24 protein-coding genes are annotated in these 20,037 nt (G+C 37.0%); 9 read left to right on the forward strand and 15 right to left on the reverse strand.

The window, feature by feature from the left end:
• Positions 1-62 precede the first annotated feature (62 nt).
• Positions 63-491: a VOC family protein gene (locus COE25_RS23010; RefSeq protein WP_088087764.1), complete on the reverse strand. Its 429-nt coding sequence runs from the start codon at positions 489-491 to the stop codon at positions 63-65.
• 177 nt (positions 492-668) lie between these two features.
• On the opposite strand from COE25_RS23010, the gene COE25_RS23015 reads away from it, so the two are divergent.
• Positions 669-998 carry a hypothetical protein gene (locus COE25_RS23015; protein ID WP_088087763.1) on the forward strand — a complete coding sequence of 110 codons (330 nt, stop codon included), beginning with the start codon at positions 669-671 and terminating at the stop codon, positions 996-998.
• 7 nt (positions 999-1,005) lie between these two features.
• Here COE25_RS23015 and COE25_RS23020 read toward each other — a convergent pair whose 3' ends face one another.
• On the reverse strand, positions 1,006-1,899 hold the full coding sequence (locus COE25_RS23020) for an alpha/beta hydrolase (protein ID WP_098934277.1): 894 nt from the start codon (positions 1,897-1,899) through the stop codon (positions 1,006-1,008).
• Positions 1,900-2,046: 147 nt separating this feature from the next.
• On the reverse strand, positions 2,047-2,439 hold the full coding sequence (locus COE25_RS23025) for a hypothetical protein (RefSeq protein WP_179195849.1): 393 nt from the start codon (positions 2,437-2,439) through the stop codon (positions 2,047-2,049).
• Positions 2,440-2,686: 247 nt separating this feature from the next.
• Here COE25_RS23025 and COE25_RS23030 point away from each other — a divergent pair, with 247 nt between their 5' ends.
• Complete coding sequence (locus tag COE25_RS23030) at positions 2,687-3,079, forward strand: SET domain-containing protein (protein WP_142292176.1); 393 nt, start codon at positions 2,687-2,689, stop codon at positions 3,077-3,079.
• 261 nt (positions 3,080-3,340) lie between these two features.
• A complete protein-coding gene (locus tag COE25_RS23035) occupies positions 3,341-3,688 on the forward strand; it encodes a c-type cytochrome (RefSeq protein ID WP_098934278.1) in 348 nt (115 codons plus the stop codon).
• Positions 3,689-3,815: 127 nt separating this feature from the next.
• On the opposite strand, the gene yyaC is transcribed toward COE25_RS23035, so the two are convergent.
• Positions 3,816-4,415, reverse strand: a complete 600-nt coding sequence (gene yyaC / locus COE25_RS23040) for a spore protease YyaC (RefSeq protein ID WP_098934279.1) — start codon at positions 4,413-4,415, stop codon at positions 3,816-3,818.
• Between the two features lie 175 nt (positions 4,416-4,590).
• On the opposite strand from yyaC, the gene COE25_RS23045 reads away from it, so the two are divergent.
• Together COE25_RS23045 and COE25_RS23050 are read left to right on the forward strand one after the other, a co-directional pair.
• The gene (locus COE25_RS23045; RefSeq protein WP_098934280.1) at positions 4,591-5,028 is read left to right on the forward strand and encodes a GNAT family N-acetyltransferase; all 438 of its coding nucleotides are present in this window, start codon (positions 4,591-4,593) and stop codon (positions 5,026-5,028) included.
• A 130-nt stretch (positions 5,029-5,158) separates the two neighbouring features.
• Positions 5,159-5,383, forward strand: coding sequence for a hypothetical protein (locus COE25_RS23050; RefSeq protein ID WP_098934281.1), 225 nt, complete (start codon positions 5,159-5,161; stop codon positions 5,381-5,383).
• Between the two features lie 48 nt (positions 5,384-5,431).
• On the opposite strand, the gene COE25_RS23055 is transcribed toward COE25_RS23050, so the two are convergent.
• From COE25_RS23055 to treP, 5 genes are all read right to left on the reverse strand, one after another.
• On the reverse strand, positions 5,432-6,049 hold the full coding sequence (locus COE25_RS23055) for an RraA family protein (protein WP_088087756.1): 618 nt from the start codon (positions 6,047-6,049) through the stop codon (positions 5,432-5,434).
• Between the two features lie 229 nt (positions 6,050-6,278).
• Positions 6,279-6,956: an SOS response-associated peptidase gene (locus COE25_RS23060; protein ID WP_098934282.1), complete on the reverse strand. Its 678-nt coding sequence runs from the start codon at positions 6,954-6,956 to the stop codon at positions 6,279-6,281.
• A 139-nt stretch (positions 6,957-7,095) separates the two neighbouring features.
• Positions 7,096-7,809 (reverse strand): trehalose operon repressor, encoded by a 714-nt coding sequence (gene treR / locus COE25_RS23065; protein ID WP_088087754.1) that lies wholly within the window; start codon positions 7,807-7,809, stop codon positions 7,096-7,098.
• A 14-nt stretch (positions 7,810-7,823) separates the two neighbouring features.
• Positions 7,824-9,491, reverse strand: coding sequence for an alpha,alpha-phosphotrehalase (gene treC, locus COE25_RS23070; protein WP_098934283.1), 1,668 nt, complete (start codon positions 9,489-9,491; stop codon positions 7,824-7,826).
• An 85-nt stretch (positions 9,492-9,576) separates the two neighbouring features.
• Positions 9,577-11,001, reverse strand: coding sequence for a PTS system trehalose-specific EIIBC component (gene treP / locus COE25_RS23075; RefSeq protein ID WP_098934284.1), 1,425 nt, complete (start codon positions 10,999-11,001; stop codon positions 9,577-9,579).
• Positions 11,002-11,419: 418 nt separating this feature from the next.
• Between treP and COE25_RS23080 the strand changes: the two genes are divergently transcribed.
• Both COE25_RS23080 and COE25_RS23085 read left to right on the forward strand, forming a co-directional pair.
• Positions 11,420-11,992, forward strand: a complete 573-nt coding sequence (locus COE25_RS23080; RefSeq protein WP_098934285.1) for a GNAT family N-acetyltransferase — start codon at positions 11,420-11,422, stop codon at positions 11,990-11,992.
• 75 nt (positions 11,993-12,067) lie between these two features.
• Positions 12,068-12,478 carry a VOC family protein gene (locus tag COE25_RS23085; protein ID WP_098934286.1) on the forward strand — a complete coding sequence of 137 codons (411 nt, stop codon included), beginning with the start codon at positions 12,068-12,070 and terminating at the stop codon, positions 12,476-12,478.
• A 45-nt stretch (positions 12,479-12,523) separates the two neighbouring features.
• Here COE25_RS23085 and COE25_RS23090 read toward each other — a convergent pair whose 3' ends face one another.
• Both COE25_RS23090 and COE25_RS23095 read right to left on the reverse strand, forming a co-directional pair.
• Complete coding sequence (locus COE25_RS23090; RefSeq protein ID WP_098934287.1) at positions 12,524-13,714, reverse strand: M14 family metallopeptidase; 1,191 nt, start codon at positions 13,712-13,714, stop codon at positions 12,524-12,526.
• Between the two features lie 122 nt (positions 13,715-13,836).
• On the reverse strand, positions 13,837-14,229 hold the full coding sequence (locus COE25_RS23095; protein WP_088087748.1) for a thiol-disulfide oxidoreductase DCC family protein: 393 nt from the start codon (positions 14,227-14,229) through the stop codon (positions 13,837-13,839).
• A gap of 345 nt (positions 14,230-14,574) precedes the next feature.
• Between COE25_RS23095 and COE25_RS23100 the strand changes: the two genes are divergently transcribed.
• Positions 14,575-15,216 (forward strand): phosphatase PAP2 family protein, encoded by a 642-nt coding sequence (locus COE25_RS23100; protein WP_098934288.1) that lies wholly within the window; start codon positions 14,575-14,577, stop codon positions 15,214-15,216.
• 84 nt (positions 15,217-15,300) lie between these two features.
• On the opposite strand, the gene COE25_RS23105 is transcribed toward COE25_RS23100, so the two are convergent.
• The 4 genes from COE25_RS23105 to COE25_RS23120 form a co-directional block, all read right to left on the reverse strand.
• Positions 15,301-15,978 carry a DUF2642 domain-containing protein gene (locus COE25_RS23105; RefSeq protein WP_098934289.1) on the reverse strand — a complete coding sequence of 226 codons (678 nt, stop codon included), beginning with the start codon at positions 15,976-15,978 and terminating at the stop codon, positions 15,301-15,303.
• Between the two features lie 184 nt (positions 15,979-16,162).
• Positions 16,163-17,380, reverse strand: a complete 1,218-nt coding sequence (locus tag COE25_RS23110; RefSeq protein WP_098934290.1) for a hypothetical protein — start codon at positions 17,378-17,380, stop codon at positions 16,163-16,165.
• 72 nt (positions 17,381-17,452) lie between these two features.
• On the reverse strand, positions 17,453-18,100 hold the full coding sequence (locus COE25_RS30985) for a hypothetical protein (RefSeq protein WP_180247573.1): 648 nt from the start codon (positions 18,098-18,100) through the stop codon (positions 17,453-17,455).
• A 154-nt stretch (positions 18,101-18,254) separates the two neighbouring features.
• The gene (locus tag COE25_RS23120) at positions 18,255-19,325 is read right to left on the reverse strand and encodes a CotH kinase family protein (RefSeq protein WP_088087743.1); all 1,071 of its coding nucleotides are present in this window, start codon (positions 19,323-19,325) and stop codon (positions 18,255-18,257) included.
• A gap of 309 nt (positions 19,326-19,634) precedes the next feature.
• Here COE25_RS23120 and COE25_RS30990 point away from each other — a divergent pair.
• A partial coding sequence (locus COE25_RS30990; RefSeq protein ID WP_180247574.1) for a hypothetical protein occupies positions 19,635-20,037 on the forward strand: 403 nt, incomplete at its 3' end.

Below are 20,037 nucleotides of genomic sequence, written 5' to 3' on the forward strand. Positions count from 1 at the left end.
AAAATTCAAAATAAACAAAAAAGGACCGGGCAAATTTGCCCGGTCTTCCTTATTAAACCCAATTACATTACGCTTTCGCCATTATCGTAATTAAATTGCCATTCAATTCCAAACTTGTCTTTTAGGGAGCCGTAGCATTTGCTCCAGAATGTTTCTTGAAGCTCCATGACTACCGTGCCGCCTTCTTGAAGTTTGTTAAAATAAGATTTAATTTTATCCAAGTCCTTATTTACAATAGCAAGGCTTATGTTGTTACCAGCTACAAAAGGCATTCCAGGAAAAACATCAGAGAACATGACGTTGCTTCCATCAATGTTCAGTCGTGTGTGCATAACCAAGTTTTTTGCTTCTTCTGGAAGTTGATATTCTGGGTTTGGAGGCGCTTCCCCGAAAGTCATAATTTGTGGTTTTTCTGTACCAAAAACCACCGCGTAAAACTCTGCTGCCTCACGACAGTTTCCATTAAAATTAAGATAAACATCAACTGACATTTGCGATAACCCCTTTGTAATAAACTTCAATGGCAATTATACCATTAACTGGAACAATATCAAATTCTTTGGAGGACCTATCTTCAATCAGACTACTATAAATAATTATTAAACTGCGGGAATACAATTTACAATAATCATATTTTGAATTTTTCAGTTGAAAGAGGGTATTGGGTGATGAAATTCAAAATACATCGTTGTAATTGTCGAAAGCTTTGGTCTGTTCAAACCAGAAAAACAAAGTTTACCGCATGTTCCGTTCTTCTAGATGGCAGTTGGAGTACAGAATTAAAGCCCGAAAGGAAATATAACCCGAAAGGATTTGTTACGACACATGGAAAACAAGATATCATTGTAAACCCATCAAAAGAAGTCGTTGAGAAATTTGAAAAATTAGCAAAACTGATTTATGACAAAAAAAATGTTAATTTCAACGTGAAAGAAGGGGAATCTTTATTTTTTGCCGAAGATGGAACTTGCTATATTCTTAAAAAGTTAATGAATTGAAGGAAAACTAATACTCCAAATGCTTTTGAACAAAATCCCCAATTTCGTCAATCGCCTGTTGACCTTCTGGGACAGCAAACGTTTGAAAAACATGCCACATTTCTTCCCATACTTTAAAAGTAACTTCGACACCCGCTGCCCGGGCACGGTCTACAAGACGAGCCGAATCACTTAAGAGGATTTCATCATTCCCAACGTGAACTAACATGGACGGAAGTCCGGATAGATCAGCATAAATGGGTGAAACGAGTGGATGACGAGGATCCATATCCCGAATATATAAGGCTGGTGTAGCACGGGAGGCATCAGGTGATAGCCAAGGATCAGCATCGGCCCTTGTTTCCATTGATTCTCCTGTGCCTTCCATATCTGTCCATGGAGACAGGAGCACCGCTAAGACAGGCATGGCTTCATCCTCATCTTTTAATGATAAAAGGGTGGCCAAGGTTAGACCGCCACCTGCTGAGTCTCCGCCGATGATGATACTTTCAGGTGCAATACCAGAGGAAATTAACCAACGATATACCTTTAGGGCATCCTCAATCGCTGCAGGAAATGGATTTTCCGGTGCTAGCCGATATTCAGGCACTAATACACGGGCAGCTGTTGCCCTCGATAGCTTTGATGCTAAATAACGATGGGTGTTACAGCTTCCCATTATGTATGCGCCACCATGAAGATAAAGGAAAACTCGGTCTTCCATAGCATTAGGTGCAGTTACCCATTCAGCAGGAATTCCCTCAATGCTTGTTTTTTCGAGGTTGATATCTGGTGCAAGAGGGGTTAAGCCGGATATTGCTTCTAATCCGAGTCTAGCTGTTTCAATATTAGTTCCTGCTGTTTGGCTTGCTTTTGCAGTCATTAAATATTGTCTTACTAGTAAACTTTCTTGACTTGCCATAACGATATTCTCCTTTCAAAGAAAAATGTAAGCGTGTACATATATGTATTTCTTTATTGCTTCCTAAAATCCTCCTTTAATTTACAACGATTTTATGAACAAAAACCCCTGCATCAAAAGAGTAGATGCGGGGGTCTTTGTCATACCTTATCTTGGTGTGATTGGTTTCACTGAAATAGCAGGGGAGCTAGTCGAAATTATGCAGCCTTCTAAATGATCGGGATTTAATAAGCCTAGGTTAAGAGCGGCTTTGATTTTTACATCATCTGGTTTTTTCACCACTTGGATGAGCTCATTCATCTGTAATTCTTCTAATCTTTTAATGGTTTCAACCTCGTCATATTTTTCTGTTTTTCGTATTTGCCGTTGAAGCTTATAGCCGCTTATGGTAATTTCTCCTTTATGATTAGATCCTACTAGATTATTAAAGTAATTTTGAAAGGCATCCTTTAATTCATTCATTTCCATTTCTATTTCCTTTTTCTGTTTATTCAGCTCGTAATACTTAACCAACATTTCTCCTGTAATCAAGTTCCCCATGCACCCGCCTCCTGTTGCGAACATATATTCTTATTTTATGTTTTCCTCTTCAAAAAAATGACTTATTCACCTAAAGCTGTGAAGAATATCTTTTGACAGTTTTTTGATGATTGTAGTTTTATCTGTCTTGGTGTCAGGCACCAGCGAAAAATGTGTGGAAAGAAAAAACATTTGCTTTCTTCTGTAGATAATGGCAAGCTATATTATGATTAAAAACTTTAATGGAAAGTACAAATAGGTGATTAAGATGATTGAGATTAAGACTTCGAAGCTTAGTGATGGGGAATTAAATAGAGGGGTATTTGCGACTCGTGATATTGCAAAAGGTGAGCTGATCCATGAAGCACCCGTTATTCCTTATCCTAATGAGGAGCATGTTCATATAGAGAAAACACTGCTTGCTGATTATGCATTTGAATATGGGATTAACCACACCGCACTTCTTTTAGGATACGGGATGTTGTTTAACCATTCATATGAGCCCAATGCTACATATGAAATTAACTTCCCGAATCACACGTTTGATTTTTACGCGTACAAGGATATCAAAGCAGGGGAAGAAATCCTTATTAACTATAATGGTGAAGAGGATAATAATGATCCACTTTGGTTTAATAAAGATGAATCCGAAAGTGAATAAATGAAAAAAGGATAGATAAAGGCAGGTTATCTGCTTTATCTGTCCTTTTTTCTTTGCAAAAAAAATCACTCGGTCAAAAATTCATACAGTGGAATCAAAATAGAAAATTAAGTAACTTAACCATAGTATTTATGAAGGAATAATCATAGGACTTTAGAAATAAGATGTCATAGGGCATGTTTATTTTTACCTGTGAGATTGCCAGTAGGCCTCTATTTCCAGTATGAAGCATTCCGAGGAAACCAAAAAAGGGGTGGAAGCTTGAAAAGGATTTTTGGTTTGGGATTATTTATTTTAATGATTGGTTTATTGAGTGCCTGTAATGATGATGACACATCAAATGAAGCGTCTAGTAAACCAGCAAGTGAATCCGCTAGCACGGTTGCAGGGGATGACATCTTTCAAAAAAGCTGTATTACCTGCCATAGTTCTGGTGACATTACTGGCGGTCAAGTAAAACTGGATTCAACGAAAATTCATGCCGATTTTCAAAAGAAAGAGGATCTTTATAGTTTTGTAGAAAAGAAGATGCCTAAGTCCGCTCCAGGTTCATTATCAAAAGAACAATATGATGCCGTTGTCAATTATTTATGGGATCAAAAGGAATAGTGAATGAAGGAAGATAATAGTCCGGAGGAATCTCCGGGCCATTTTTTCATTCTCTCTTGAAGTGGTTCGTTTCAATTAATAGAAATATCTGATACTATAAGTATAGTACATAAATCGACCTCATCCATTACCAGCAATTATGCAAAATTGGATGGAGCGAAGGATATTTGTAATATTGCCTCACAGCTAGTGATATCCCTTTGGCAATATTTGTTGCCATAGTGAAAATAAGATGCAGATTCGTGGAAAGGAGAGAGCATTCCAATCGCGGATCATTTTCTTGTACAACCCCCATAATGCTGCAATCTCCCATCGGAGGAAGTTTTTTTCCTAAACCTTCCCCAGGCAACAATGAACCGTCTCGAACAACAATAGTGTTAACGATTCTTTCATACCCTAGAACACTATCAATGGCAATGACAAAACTATTTTGGGGCAGAGTAAGCCGAGAAACCTGTGGGATAAGTGTTTGTGCATCTAAGGGAGATTCAAGGTTTCCGAATACTGTTAAGTGTTTAGGGTATAGATTATGTAGTAAGGTACCAACAAATGGACCTAGACTGTCACCACCTATGACATTTGAACCAATCCCTATTACGTAAATATGTTCTGTGCCTTCCGGAATGAGAGAATGTAAGCTGTCTCGAATGAATAGTGGTGCTAGCCTATGATTGAAAGGAATAATTCTTTCAGACAAAGCGTGCCTTACCTCTAAAGAAGTGTTCATGTCTATTTACCCCCAAGCAAAATTATTCTACAGAGTTGAACAAACGACCAAATATCGTGTTCAATATTAATGTTTTAATATTCTGTATTTACTTAAGATAATCCTTCTGTAATATTGTGAATTTCACTCAATCTCATAGATTAGTAAACTGTTCTTAACTAGGAGGAAATAAAAATTGATTATCCAAAAAGCAACTATTAATGATCTCGAAGCGTTGACGGTATTGTTTGATTTATATCGGATATTTTATGAGCAAACGTCCGACTTGGAGGGAGCACGAGAGTTTTTAAAAGCAAGAATAATGAATGACGAATCCGTTGTGTTAATGGCTGTTGATGGGGAACATCCCATTGGTTTTGTTCAGTTATATCCATCCTTTTCTTCTGTTAGCATGGTGCGATCATGGGTATTAAATGATTTATATGTGAAGGAACAATTCCGCGGAAAAGGTGCTGGGGAGAAATTAATACATAACGCGATTCAGTTTGTAAAGGAAACAGGAGCAAAAGGGGTTATGCTAGAGACAGGCAAGGAAAACATTACTGCCCAAAGACTCTATGAAAGAATTGGTTTTGAAAGGGAATCGAATTATTTTTATTATTTCTCTATTTGAAAAAATAAGGTAGGTGTTTGTTATCTCCACAAGTGTTACTAATATTCGTTATTTTTTCGAATTTCTTTCATTTTATGAAGCATGTAATCTGCTAATCTGAGAGTAAAGTAATGTAAGGAGATGATCATTCATGAAAAATTTAGCCGAAGCAAATGATGTTTTGACCGGAAAAGTGTATATGATCGAAATGAAAGATGGGGAAATCAGTTCCTTTCGAATATTGGGCGAAACATCCACCCACTATATTTTCTCTTATTCCACTAACGAAACGGTAGAGGTTTTTGAAAAAGCTAAAAATGAAGTCATCGGCATTTTTGAGGTTCGGGAATGGTGGGACTCGAAAGGGAGCGAATAAGATAATAGCTAACCCCAGTTCCGCATGGAAAAGGGGTTAGTTAGTCTTTTACCTATTAATGAGTTCATCTAAATGTTTCATAACTGCCTCACGATTACCAGCTATACGTTCTTCTCTAATCTGATCGTTTTTTAATTTTTCGAGGGACTTTTCCAATACAGCTTGTTCAACCATTTGTGGAATGACTACGACGCCGTCCGCGTCCCCAACAACGATATCGCCTGGATGTACTGTCATTCCGCCGCATGAAATCGGGATATTAATCTCTCCAACTCCGGCCTTACCACTTGCTGCAACGGTAGTGCCCCTCGAGAAGACAGGGAAGTTCAAGCCCTTGATTCCAACAATATCACGAATAACTCCATCAACTACGATTCCACCGATTCCAAGTGTTTGAGCCATGCCAACCACAAAATCACCAGCAATGGCACGATATGGATCTCCTTTAGCATCAATAACTAAAATATCCCCTGGTTTTGACGTGCGGATGGCCTTTAGGACGGCAAGATTATCACCGACAGGAATCTTCACTGTTAATGCTCTTCCAGCAAGCTTATATTCCTCTTTTAGAGGTTTAATCGCAGGGTGGAGGTTATTTAAGCCATCCATAGCGTCGGATATACAAGTTGTGGGAAGGTCCAGAAATTTTTTTACCAGTTGGTCCATGAGAATTCTCCTCTCATTTTTTATCTCTTTACCGCCATTATAGCGCGGTTTGCTGGCCTTTGCCCATTTTTATCCATAAAAAAAAGAAAGTGGCCGATTACCACTTTCTAAAGAAGGAAAACTTTTATGGGTTAATACATGATATGTAGAACCTTGGACATGCATGTAGTAAACATGTCCATATGGAAAAAATATTTTTAAAAATTTAAGCCTATTTTTTTAAAAAGGACTAACAAATTTTTTGAATTAGCTCAACGTTGTTATTTCTCGGTGAGTTTACTAAGGAAGATACTTCGTAAGTCTCCATTAAGTTTTCATCAAAGGGGATAAGTAGTTTACTTAAATCATTGGTATCGGAGATGGATGGATCCAGCCATGTTTTTTCATCGTCTGGCTTCAAAATAACGGGCATCCGATCATGAATATCTTTCATTAGTTCATTGGGTTCGGTTGTAATCACGGAACAAGTATAGAGCGTTTTTCCTTCAGGTGATTTCCAAGCCTCCCATATGCCTGCCATGGCAAACAGATTATCGGACTTTAGTTTAATTCGCATCGGGGTTTTGCTTTTATCCTCATGTCGTTTCCATTCATAAAAACTATCGGCGATGACAAGACAACGCTTCTTTTTAAAGGCAGTTCGGAAGCTCGGCTTTTCCGATAATGTTTCTGCTCGGGCATTAATCATCTTATGGCCAATGGAAGCATCCTTTGCCCAGGGCGGAACTAAGCCCCATTTTAAAAATCCCATCCGATTTGACTTGCCGTCGTTAATCACGGCAAGTACGGCCTGAGATGGAGCAATATTATAACTTGGAGCATAATTTTCTTCTTCAAGAAAAGAAATAATATCGAAACGATCAATGATTTCCTCGAACGTAGCTGTTAACGTGAATCGGCCGCACATACAATTTTCACCTCACGATTTGGTTACGTCTATTGTAACAAACATCATGGACAAAATCCTTTTTATACGAAACTCTAAATATGTCGTGAAGTAAAAAAAGGAGACCCCCGAAATTGGATTGGAGGTCTCCTTGCTGAAATCAATGGGATCTGCGAGCAAAATCTACAAACCGAAATTTATCAGGCCGATGCCTTGATTCCGTAAATTGAAAGAGGGTGGCATCATCTAAATAAACATAGTTTTTTATGACGACTACATTGTGAAAGCCTTCAAGGTCTAATAGGGAGCGATCCTCGAATGAAGGTTCTTCAACGACAATTTCTTTTTTGGCAAAACTAATGGTCAGGTTTAATTGATTTTCAATATATTGGTAAATGGAATCCGCACAAATTTCTTCTGTTAGCGAAGGAACATGCTTTTTAGATAAAAAATCTTTATCTAAAATGATTTTCTCTCCGCCCATTTCCCTTGTACGAACTACCTTCCATACCAGGTCCTTACTTCCCAGCTGAAGCTGCTGCCTGACAAAACCATCGGGCTTGATTAACGAGAGCTCGTTCACAATCGTTTTTGGTTTACTGCCCATTTTATTTGCCAGTTCTTTAAAACTAACCAGCCCCGAAACAGGAAAATCAAATTTGCTGATGTCGATCACGATCGAACCTTTTCCTCTAACTTTTTGGATATAGCCATTTTGCGAAAGCAAATTTAACGCCTTTCTAATCGTTTCTCTCGATGTATCGAATTGATCTTTTAATTCGTTCTCAGAGGGAAGAAGGGTTTGTGGCGGAATTTCTCCACTTTTTATTTGCTCGACAATAATGTTGTAAATTGTTAGGTACTTGTTCGTCATTATGACATCTCCGTTCATCTTTTCAGGTAATACACAACCGACTCGTATGGCCGCAAGGAGATTTCCGGGCCAATTGGTGTCGAATCCTCATAATTAGAGAGTAACATCTCACTATCATACTCATCAAGATGTAAATCAGCTGGGAGAACGAATGCTTTCTCTTTATCGTAAAAATTGTTGATCACTAGTAATTTTTCAGAACCACTTGTTCTAATATATGCAAATATAGCATCATCTTCATTAGAAATAGGGAGATATTTTCCATCTGTAATCACATCATACCTTTTTCGTAATTGTATAAGTTTTTGATAGTGGAAAAAGATAGAGTCTGAATCTTTAAGTGCCTGTTCCGCATTGATTTCCTGAAAATTACTGGCCGTTTGAATCCAAGGAGTCCCACTTGTGAAGCCTGCGTTTTCATTTGAATTCCATTGGACTGGCGTTCTTGAATTGTCACGGGATTTTTGTTTTAGGATGTCAATAATCGCCTGCTCGTCCATGCCTTCATTTTTCTTGATGTTAAAAATATTTAAGGACTCTACATCTCGATATTCATCGATCGAGTTGAAGTTAGGATTGGTCATCCCAAATTCTTCGCCCTGATAAATATAAGGGGTCCCCTGAAGCATATGAAGGGCGGTGGCCAGCATTTTAGCCGATTCCTTATGATATTTTTGATCATCGCCGAAACGGGACACGACTCGTGGCTGGTCATGATTACACCAGAAGAGGGCATTCCAGCCGCCGCCTTGATTCATTCCAACCTGCCAATTAGATAAAATCTGTTTTAAGGTATGAAAATCAAAGTCCGCTTTAGTCCATTTATCACCATTGGGATAGTCGACTTTTAAATGATGGAAGCTAAATGTCATGTTTAATTCTTCTTGGGTTGGGTTCGTGTATTTAATGCAGTTATCAATCGATGTGGATGACATTTCACCGACCGTCATAATATCGTATTTTGAAAAAACTTGTTCGTTCACTTCATGTAAAAATTCATGGATTCTTGTTCCATCGGTATAGAATTTACGACCGTCACTGTCATCCTGTGGGAAACTTTGGTCTTTGGAAATTAGATTGATGACATCGAGGCGGAAGCCGTCGACACCTTTTTTTAACCAAAAGTGCATCATTTCGTATAGGGCTGCCCGGACCTTTTCATTTTCCCAGTTTAAATCTGCTTGGGTCACATCGAATAAATGTAAGTAATACTGTTCAGTTGTCTCATCATATTCCCATGCCGAACCACCAAATTTAGATTCCCAGTTTGTCGGCGTCTCACCGTCCTTGCCGTCCTTCCAGATGTAGAAGTCACGGTAAGGATTATCTCGAGAGGACCGTGCTTGTTTAAACCATTCATGCTCAGTGGATGTGTGATTAATGACAATATCCATAATGATTTTTAAGCCACGTTTGTGGGCCTCTGCTAACAACTGGTCAAAGTCTTCCATCGTTCCATAATCTTCATGAATGGTATAGTAATCGCTGATGTCATAACCATTATCTCTTTGAGGAGATTTATAGATGGGAGTAAGCCAAAGGACTTCTACACCGAGATCTTTTAGATAGTCTAATTTTTCAATAATGCCTTGGATATCTCCGGTTCCATTTCCAGTCGTATCATTAAAGCTTTTTGGATAGATTTGATAGACGACTGCTTTTTTCCACCATGCAACTGACATTTCAAAACACCTGCCTATTTAATTTAAGTAATTTAATGGAGAAAAGGAGGGAGCATTTCTCCCTCCTAAATATGTGATTTAGCTTTTATTTTTTAAAAGAAAATTTATTCATGCGTGTTTTAGCAAAAACAATTGTTAGTAGGAATGGAACGACAATGGCTACAACCATTGAAATGGCAAACATCGTCATGTGCTGACCTTGGATGGAAAGGAAGCCTGGAAGACCACCGACACCGATTGAGTTAGCCATAACGTGGCTACCAACGGAGACAACGCCTGCAATCATGGAACCAATCATCGCAGCAAGGAATGGGAAGCCATACTTTAAGTTAATTCCGAACATTGCTGGCTCAGTTACTCCAAGGTAACAAGAGATGGCTGCTGGAATCGATACTTGTTTTTCTTCTTCATTTTTACGATTGATAAAAATCATCGCAAGTACAGCTGAACCTTGGGCAATATTAGATAGTGCAATCATTGGCCATAGGTTTGTCCCGCCAAGTTCACTCATTAATTGTAAGTCAATCGCATTCGTCATGTGGTGCAACCCTGTAATAACAAGTGGTGCATATGCGAACCCGAAGATTGCCGCAAATACCCAGCCAAATGCAGAGGTTAAGCTTGAATACACTACATGAGAAATTCCAGAACCGATGCTCCAGCCGATAGGGCCTAAAACAGTATGAGCGATTAAAACAGTAGGAATTAACGCTAAGAATGGAACGACAATCATCGAAATGGAATTTGGAACAATTTTACGTAATCTAGTTTCTAAGAAAGCAAGCACTAATCCAGCTAAAATGGCAGGAATTACTTGTGCTTGGTAACCAATCATTTCAATTTTTGCAAAACCGAAATCCCAGACAGGAATATCCTTTGCACCTGCTACACCATAGGCATTAAGCAATTGCGGAGACACGAGGGTAATACCAAGGACGATACCTAGGATTTGTGAACCGCCCATTTTTTTCGTAACCGACCAGGTAATTCCGACTGGAAGGAAGTGGAATACTGCTTCACCAATCAACCATAGGAAGGAATGAACACCTGCCCAGAACTGTGAAACCTCGATGATGGACTTTGTTCCATTATCAAGTAATTTGATATCACCGATGATGTTTCTAAATCCGAGGATTAAACCTCCGACAACTAGTGCAGGAATTAATGGGGTAAAGATTTCGGCTAGGTGGGCCATCATTCGTTGCAGCCAGTTCATATTCTGTTTGGCTGCTTCTTTTGCTTCTTCTTTAGAAGTTCCATCCACACCAGCAATTTTTACAAATTCATTATAAAAGCTAGATACTTCATTCCCAATGATGACTTGGAATTGTCCGGCTTGGGTAAATGTACCTTTTACCAGCTTAATGGATTCGATTTCTTTAATATCCGCTTTGCTTGGATCGTTTAAAACGAACCGCATTCTTGTAACACAATGGGTAACGGCTGCAATGTTTTCTTTACCGCCAATGTGTTTTAATAGATCATTTGAAGGATCTGTGTACTTCGTCATTTGTCTTTCCCCCTGTTTGAATGGGTATGTCCCCATTTTCTATCCTCTATTTTTTTATCACTCTATATACAGTCAATGGGTACGTTTTCATAAACGATCATTGCTTGTATATACAAGTTATGATTACGATTTCATTCTAACTTGTATATACATGTATGTCAACTAGGAAAATTTTTGTTTTTTAAAATTGCAAAAACTTTTACACTTTAAAGTAATAATGATTGAAAGAAAATTTTGAAAATGGTAATATAAAGATGTTTAAATTCTTCTGAGTTTAGACCTCCTAATTAAGGACTTGGCCTAGACCACCAAGTTCTCATTTGGACCTTTGATTTTATTTCAAAGGTCCTTTTTTTTATAAAAATCTTCCTTACTGGGTATTTTGGTAATAAAAGAAAAATGTAGGAGGCAAACTGCCTTGGAATTTCAAACAATAAATCAATGGGATGAAAAACTTTGGAAACAGGTGAGTCCTATTTACCATCAAGCTTTCGATGGAAAAGGAGCGAAGCCGGAGAAGATCATTCTGAATATGTTTCAGAAACAGCTTTGTTTCCTACATATTGGAGTTGAAGAAGGTCAAATAGTGGCGATGGCATTGACCGGGAAGTTGGAAGGAACGCTGGCCCTACTAATTGATTATTTGGCTGTCCACCACAAATGGCAGCATCGTGGGATAGGCATGAAAATGATGAAGTATATTCAAGAATGGTCAATGACCAAAGGAAATATGAAAAGTCTGGTGATTGAAGTTGAATCCGAAGAAACGCCAGAGACACTTTCAAGGAATCATTTTTGGAAAAAGTGCGGTTTTACCTTAACTGATTACATACATGATTACAAATGGGTGCCCGAATCTTACCGAGCTATGTTTTTGAACATGGTACCTGACACCAACTTGCCTGAAAAGGGTGAGGAACTGTTTAAGTTAATTGAAAAGTTTCATAAGGCATCTTATCAGGGATCAGAAGTCGGAGGAAATAAAAATTAATTTTTAGGAATAGCAGGTCTTGTTGCGGTAAGTGTAGTAATTAATATTGATGTTAATCAAAAGGGAGTGTTATAAATGAAGGGTCCAGCGACACCATACTTAATGTTCGATGGAAATGCAAAAGAGGCATTAGAGTACTACCGTGAAGTATTCGGCGGTGAAATATCAAATCTTCAAACTTTTGGTGAGGCAGACTATCCGACACCGCCAGAGGCGCATGATCGTGTAATCCATGCTCAATTTAAAAAGGATGATCTTTTCCTAATGGCCTCAGACGCGTTTCCGGGGAATTCTGTCGTAGTAGGGAGTAATATTTCATTAACACTGGAATTTGAAAGCGAAGATGAAATCCGTGAGATATATGATACTCTTAGTCAAAAAGGAGCGGTTTATATGGAGCTGCAAGATACTTTTTGGGGAGCAAAATATGCGAAGGTAAAAGATGCCTTTGGTGTGATTTGGGATCTTAATTATACAAAAGCCTAATATTATCTAGAGGGAAAGGAGGCAGGAGTTTTTCGGCCTCCTTTTTTACATATAAAGCCCCGCCAAGAAAATTCCCAGTGATTTTTGATAGATCTCATCAAATTGTGACAATGGAAGAGGATTTATTCCTCGGCCGAGTTCAATCGTAAATCCTGGTCGCTTCCAATCTTGAATAAACCAATCCTTGCAACCGGCATAGCTCTCGATCGTTTTGATAGGCTCGTAACCACTTACTCGGCTAAATTCTTTCACAATGTCCTCTGATTCAGGAGGTTCAAGATTTTCAAAACCCCAGTAGATGACCTCACCTTGTGTATGAAAGGCTAGAACTCTTACAAAATCTCGTTTTTTTATTAGTTTCGCCATTGCCATTGCTTCAGGCTCCGATAAAGGTTTTTCTCCCACAAAATCTCTTGGTCCAGGCTCAGTCTGATTCCTTGCCTTTTCTAATTCCCATCTAGCCGGGAATTGGTCATTTAGGTCAACCCCTCGAATATTAGCTTTCCAGTCCGTAAAATCTGTACTGCCCTTATTGAAATCAACCACTCTTTTATTCCAATTTTCGATTTCTGGGGGGCCATGTAGAACGAGGTCTACTCCATCTGGATTTACCATTGGGACAATAGATAAAATGCTTTGTTGGTAAAGTGGAAACATGGGTAATCCGCGGATCAGATTATGATTTGTCAGGGCTAATAAATAATCATTTAAAAAGGTCATGATGATTGATGTGGTTATCCATTCATTGGCATGAAATGATCCATTATAATGAACTCTTTTTTCACCCGTTCCGATGACGATCTCTGGGATTTTTTTCCCAAGAACAGTCTTACCAATCACAGGAATCTGCATAAACGGATAAACGTCTAATAATCTCTTGATATCATTCATCAATTTGATGTAATCATAACTTTGGCCACTATCCACTAATCTCCAAGTGATCCTAGTTGGAACCTTAATGGTTTGACCTACATTTAAATTTTTTTCATCCAGGTTGGGATTAACCAAAGTAATAGCCTCTAGGGGAAGAGATCTGCGTTGACCAATACTCCATAAGGTATCGCCAGGGCGAATCTGATAATCCTGGGCAGTAAAGCCTGGTATTCGTACACGTTGGCCTTCAGAAAGATTATTATGATCGACATTCCTATTCGAATCATTTATTAGCTGCAAATTTATATGAAACATCTGGCTGTAATGCCATAATGAATCTCCTTTTCTAACCACAACCTCCATATATACCCTCCTGCAGTAAAAAATAGTATTAATAATATCTATGCTATAGGGAATAAAATATTAGTTAGAATTAGAGTGTCTGCCACCATTTACCAGTTACCGATGTATTAAACAATTCACCCTTAGTCCAAAAATCTCTGCTTCCATTTTGGCAAAGGGAGGATACAACTTTCTTCTTTTCCAAACCATTTATAACGATTCTTTGCAACTATGTCGTAAAGGAAATCCCTGAAAAGTGGAGGGAGGAAGCGGAAGATCGATAATATGCGCCAAGTCCCGCCTAATTGACTGCAAACACGAAGAGCAGCACTTGATTTTATATAGACCTTTTCCTTTTCAATTAGGACGAAACTATTTAGGTCATAGTTTAAGCTATGCTTTTTTAATAATCTTTGGCCAGTCTCACCTTGGAGTGAGGCAAATTTAAAATAGCCCGAGGTGTCTCTTTTTATTATAAATTTCACACTGTTGTTACACAGATTGCAAACCCCATCAAACAAGATAATCCGATCCACCATTCCACCACCTTCACAACTAAGTTTGTGTTGTAATTTAGTTTAGCATAATTTCATCCTGGGACACTTTTGTAAGTACTTGGAAATTCAAAAATTGTCCATTGGAGACGGACAAATTATTAGAAGTGTCCACGAATGGTGCCTGACACCAAAGATGACACCAAAGATGACACCAAAGATGACACCAATGTAGTGAAACTAAAAAAGGACTCCAAAAAAATTTGAGAGATGTATGGAAATTTCGTTTATTTTTACCGTATTTGTGGTACCATGGAGTGTGTTCGACTATTTCTGTATAGTAAACTAGAAAATTAGGTTTTTATATATATTAAGGGAGGAATATGATTGAAAAGTTTAATAAAAAAAGCTCCCTATTTACTATTTTTGCTTGTGATTCCTCTTCTAGCCAAAATTTATGAATTATTAAATTCCCGTTCACATAGAGCTGTAGATATTAGTACGTCAATTGACCAAGCGATCCCGTTTTTGTCGGTCTTTATCATTCCATATATCCTTTGGTATGCTTATATTTTTTGTTATTTAATCTACTTTTGTTTTAAGGACACAAAAGTATACTTTAAAACGTTAATTTTAATTGTTGTAGCAGAACTGATTTGTTTTGTTATTTATTTCTTTTTTCAAACCACAGTCCCAAGACCAACTATTGAAGGTAATAATATCTTTAATCATCTTGTTTTGTGGATTTATGCAAATGATCGTCCGTTTAATTGTTTTCCGAGTATCCATGTACTTACCACATTTGTTATCATGCTTGCTTCACTTCATATTAAAAACAAACATCTAATTAACAATGTTTGTATCCATGTTGTCGGGACTTTGATTATCATTTCAACCCTATTTGTTAAACAGCATGTCATATTTGATATGATTGGTTCGATGTTCCTTGTTACTTTCCTATACGGAATTGCGTTTGAATTATTGTCATTTACTCGAAAAACGGAAACTGCTTATGTAAAAGAAAAATAGTTTTATAAAAAGAGTGTCTTTAGACACTCTGTTTTTTTGTTTTAAAAGCTTGTTTACAAATAAGCTATAGAAAAAATAAACCAGTTAAGTCAAATGGATTGTTTTAATATGTTGAAGATTAATAAAGACTGGATCTTCTTTTGCACCGATTAATTCCACAAAATTATCCTTAATCCCTTTTACCTTTCCGATAACATTTTCATTCTCTCCGATATTAAAGACGATCAATTCTCCAGTTAGTTTTTCAATTTGAACCTCAAACGATCTGGCAAAGGTGATATTGCTCGGATTTACTGGCAGATTTGCGTTGCTTAGACCGTATGGACGTTGATTATTTGTGTATGGAATTAGCCATTTTAAATGGTTAAGAGATATAAACATGGTTTTGTATATTGGCGAGTAGAAAACAAAATAATTATTCATAATACTTATGATATATCCATGTACTGCTTGATTGCTTGTTACATATATTTCTGTAAAAATACCTTTAGCAGCTGTCAGAGTTTTTCTTAGTGAAATTTCTTCGTTATTATTATAAATAGGTGTTGGTTCTTCATTAAGGGTAATTTCATCAAATTCTTTAATTTCATCTTGTTTTAAATATCGCCAATTTTGGCAATGAATAGCAGGGATGTAAAGGTAGTCATAACCATTGAAAACAACCCATAAATCGCTGCCGACATCAATTAATATTCCCCTAATGAATTTCTTTCCCGAAATCTCCAATTGGATAAATTTTCCGATATTATCTTTCAACTTCATGAATTCACATCCTTTCCTAGGTAATCCCATTTACAAATAGAGAGGGCTGAATAGATTAATTGCCTTTTATAAATTTACTCACTAGAACTGCCCAACTCATATTTGTATGGTTTTTGGGGATTTTAACAGGGGCAATATGAAGGAATGGACTTATATATATTTTCACTATTACGATGAGATTTCATTAATTCAATCTTGATGTTCGATTGTTTCTGTTTGGCCATCCGGAAAACGGGAAAGCTATTTTGCTGTCAGGATTAACTGGTTCACCTGAATAACGAAGAACTTTTTGCTCTTTCTCCTTTTGTGTCCATACATTCTGATTGTTGATATTAGTATTCATATCATTTGGTTTATTATTTTCTGATTTCTTATTTGCTTGGTTTTGTGTAGTTGCTGATTTAACTACATTCGCTGCTTCTTCTTGTGTTTTTGTTGATTTTGTTTCAATCTGTTGTAATTTATAAGGTGGAGCTGGCTGATTATCTGTTTTTTGAATAGAAACTGCTTCTTTTACTGGTTTCATTTCAGTGGAATTTTTGAATGAGTCATTTTCGTCTGTTTGTGATTTCTTAACCTTAAAGATATTAGAAACGACTTCATCCTTGGTTTGAACCATTGTTGACTCAATTTTTATTGGTTGTGACCAAACCATTGTATTATTAGGTTCAATCACTTCTTCTTTAACGGGCTCTTCTTTTTTCTTAGCAGAATTTTCTTTACTATTCGAATTTTTTTGTTTCTTCTTTTTGGAATCCTCTTTATCACCGGAAGACGATGAATGATTCTTTGAGCACTCTTTATCACCGGAAGACGATGAATGATTCTTTGAGCTCATTTTATCACCGGAAGAAGATGAATGATTCTTTGAGCACTCTTTATCACCGGAAGACGATGATTGATCCTTTGATTCGTTTTTATTATCAGAATCTTTATTACCTTTTTCATTTTCGTTTGATGAAGCTGTCTTTACAGCCTCTTCTTTAATAATCCCTTTGAGGATGTTGGACACATGTGTTAATTTAATTAAGATTCGTTCATCACCGTTAATTAAAGTAGCAAAGTCTGTATCAATTTCGCTTAAAACACCGGTAAATCTTTGTTTGTTGATAGTCAATATCGTTATCCAAGTATGCTGAAAGGAATGGAGTAAATCTATTAAACTTTGTGTTTTTTGAAACGTTGCATTTGTTTTCTCAGGTTGAAACTCTCTTGTGTTTTTTGTGATTGCTTGAATTTTATCAATATTATAATAAAAAACGTATTTATTATCAGTTTCCAGCACTACATGGTCTGCCTCAACACCGATTAGTTTTCCATTAAATACGTCTTCACCCACATAGAGATTTACACTAAAGCCTTTTAATAAACCCAATGCAGCTGAAAATTTATCTATCCCCATCTTTAATCCTCCTTAAAGAGATAATAGGTCGCTCCTCTAGAAGGAGAAGCGACAATATTTTTATTCGTCATCTTAGTTATCATTGTTCTTTTTGTTGTTACTGTTGTTCTTGTTACTGTTGTTCTTGTTACTGTTGTTCTTGTTACTGTTGTTCTTGTTACTGTTGTCCTTATTACTGTTGTCCTTATTACTGTTGTCCTTATTACTGTTGTTCTTGTTATCATCGTCTTTATTGTCGTTCTTGTTGTCGTTGTCATTACCATTAGATCCATTGGAATCATTTTTTTGAGAATTATCAACTTTCAGTCCGTAGCTTATGTTTCGAATATGTTTCATCGAGACACGGACAACTTCTTCTTTAACAATCAATGAAGCAAAATGTTTGTTTACATCGCTTAGTACGCCTTCAAATGATTCAGGACCGCCACGATTAATTTTCACCCATTGAAATCTTATTTTTCTTAAAAGCTTCACAAAGTTTTCGGCCGTATTAATATCAAATTTATTGGGGACCTTCAATCCAAACTTCATATCATCTTTTGAACTTTCTGTGATACTTCTGACATGATTTGTCTTATAATATACGACTCCATCGTGTTCGGTTAAGATGGCAAAGAAGTCATCAAATACTGCCAGTAATTTTCCACTTCTTGATTCTGGACCACCCCGGTCAACTTTAATTATTTTGCCAACAAATTGTTCCATCATTTCTCTATCCATAAAAGAATTATCCTCCTTTAAATTAAATAAACATTTACACTGCATCTATATGTATCACGGGATGATGTTGTACTAATAAAGGAGCCTTTTTTTACTGTTTTGGGTAAAAATAGGCAAAAAAAAAAGTATATGATTAGATTCATATACTGTTTATCTATACGAATAATGCTAGTTCTTCTTTAAGGTAAGAGCTTCTTTTTTTAATAAAATTAAAATAAACCTTTTTTTCTTGTTCTAATGTTGCTGGGTTTGAACTAATAAAGGGATCTAGACTCATGTGTGGTTTTAAATAATTAAATAATTCATTAATAATTGGTTTTTGGACATCCAGAGTAAAGTCATTTTCCAAAATACTTGAAAGTATTTCTTTATATTGTTTTCTAAAGTGTTTAAAGTGGAAAAGTCTTGCTGAAAGTGTGTTAAATCCTGTTAATGGTACATAATCATAATCAAGTTTTCTGCCATGGAGGTTTCTACCCCATGTCCCATCATAATCCCAAGGAGTAATTTCATATAGTCCGGTTTTACCATTTTTATATAATGCATAATTATGGATAAACCCGTCATAATTTTGGACACAAACAGCTCCAGCGACCCATCTGAAATATTTCTCGACATCCAATACATGTGGGATTTCTTTTTCAAAATCTTGATTGTTTAGGGCATTAATCATCGCGATAAAGTTTTTTAAATCAAGGATATCTTCTTTATCACCATATTTTAATGTATATCCCTGGTCTAAACGTTTTTTTATTTCCTTTTTCTTGGTTATTAACGAGAAATTGGCTCGATTATTGGTTGCATAAATAATTGCGCCATCTGGCAATTTTCTTTTTTCAAGAAGATATTGATCAAAAGATTCAATCTCTAAATAGATGCCCTTACTATATCCATTGATATTCAGCAGAACATGCCGGGAGTGGGGAGATATGACTCCAATTCGATCAAAAAAATCCAGCGATAATTTGTTTCTACTTAATGATACATCTGAAAATTCCGCATTAAGATGAATTTCATGTGCACCATTGACCTTGTAAGGATTTTGAAAAACAATTCGATAAGATTTTTTTTTCTTATCCCTTATTACATTTCCTCGATAGGAAATTTTTATATTAAAACGATCTTCTCCTATCTTTAATACTGCAGGTACTAATTCATCATTCCAAATGTCTTTATCCAATTTTTTTAACCACTTCGGATTAATTAAAATTTCATATTTTAACACTTGAATTCTCCTAAATAACATTTTTTTTAGATATATGCATTCTCTTGGGTGGTTGTGTATAGAAACTCTAAAAAATATGGTTTAAAAATATATGATTGTCTATGTCAAATGGATAAAATCATCATAAATTGAAATAGAAAAGAAAAATTTGTTAAGAAAGTGGTGGAATAATGGTACTAAAGCTTGATATTGAACAATTACTTTCACAAGCTAAAGAAAATGGTGTAGTTGGGTTTCTAGATAATAATCCTGTTGGTAAAAAAGGAGGTAACAATAAGTCAAGTTCAGACAGTTCAGGATCTACTGGCAGTGGAAAAAGTGGTAGCAGCAAAAGCAGCAGTGGCAGCTCTGGCAGTGGAAAAAGCGGCAGTGGCAGCTCAGGCAAAAGCGGCAGTGGCAGCTCAGGCAAAAGCGGCAGTGGCAGCTCAGGCAAAAGCGGCAGCGGTAGCTCAGGCAAAAGCGGCAGCGGTAGCTCAGGTAAAAGTGGCAGCGGTAGCTCTGGTAGCGGAAGCAGCGGAAGCAGCGGTAGCTCTGGTAGCGGAAAAAAACCAAAAGGCCCTAAAGGACATAAAGGCCCTAAAGGACATAAAGGTCCTAAAGGTAGCAAGGGTAGCAGTGGAAGCGGAAGCAGTGGTAGCTCAGGCAGCTCAGGCAGCAAAGGCAGCTCAGGCAGCAAAGGCAGCTCAGGCAGCTCAGGCAGCTCAGGTAGCTC

It is taken from the genome of Bacillus sp. AFS031507 (genome assembly GCF_002584635.1).
In the GTDB taxonomy this organism is placed as follows: Bacteria; Bacillota; Bacilli; order Bacillales; family Cytobacillaceae; genus Neobacillus.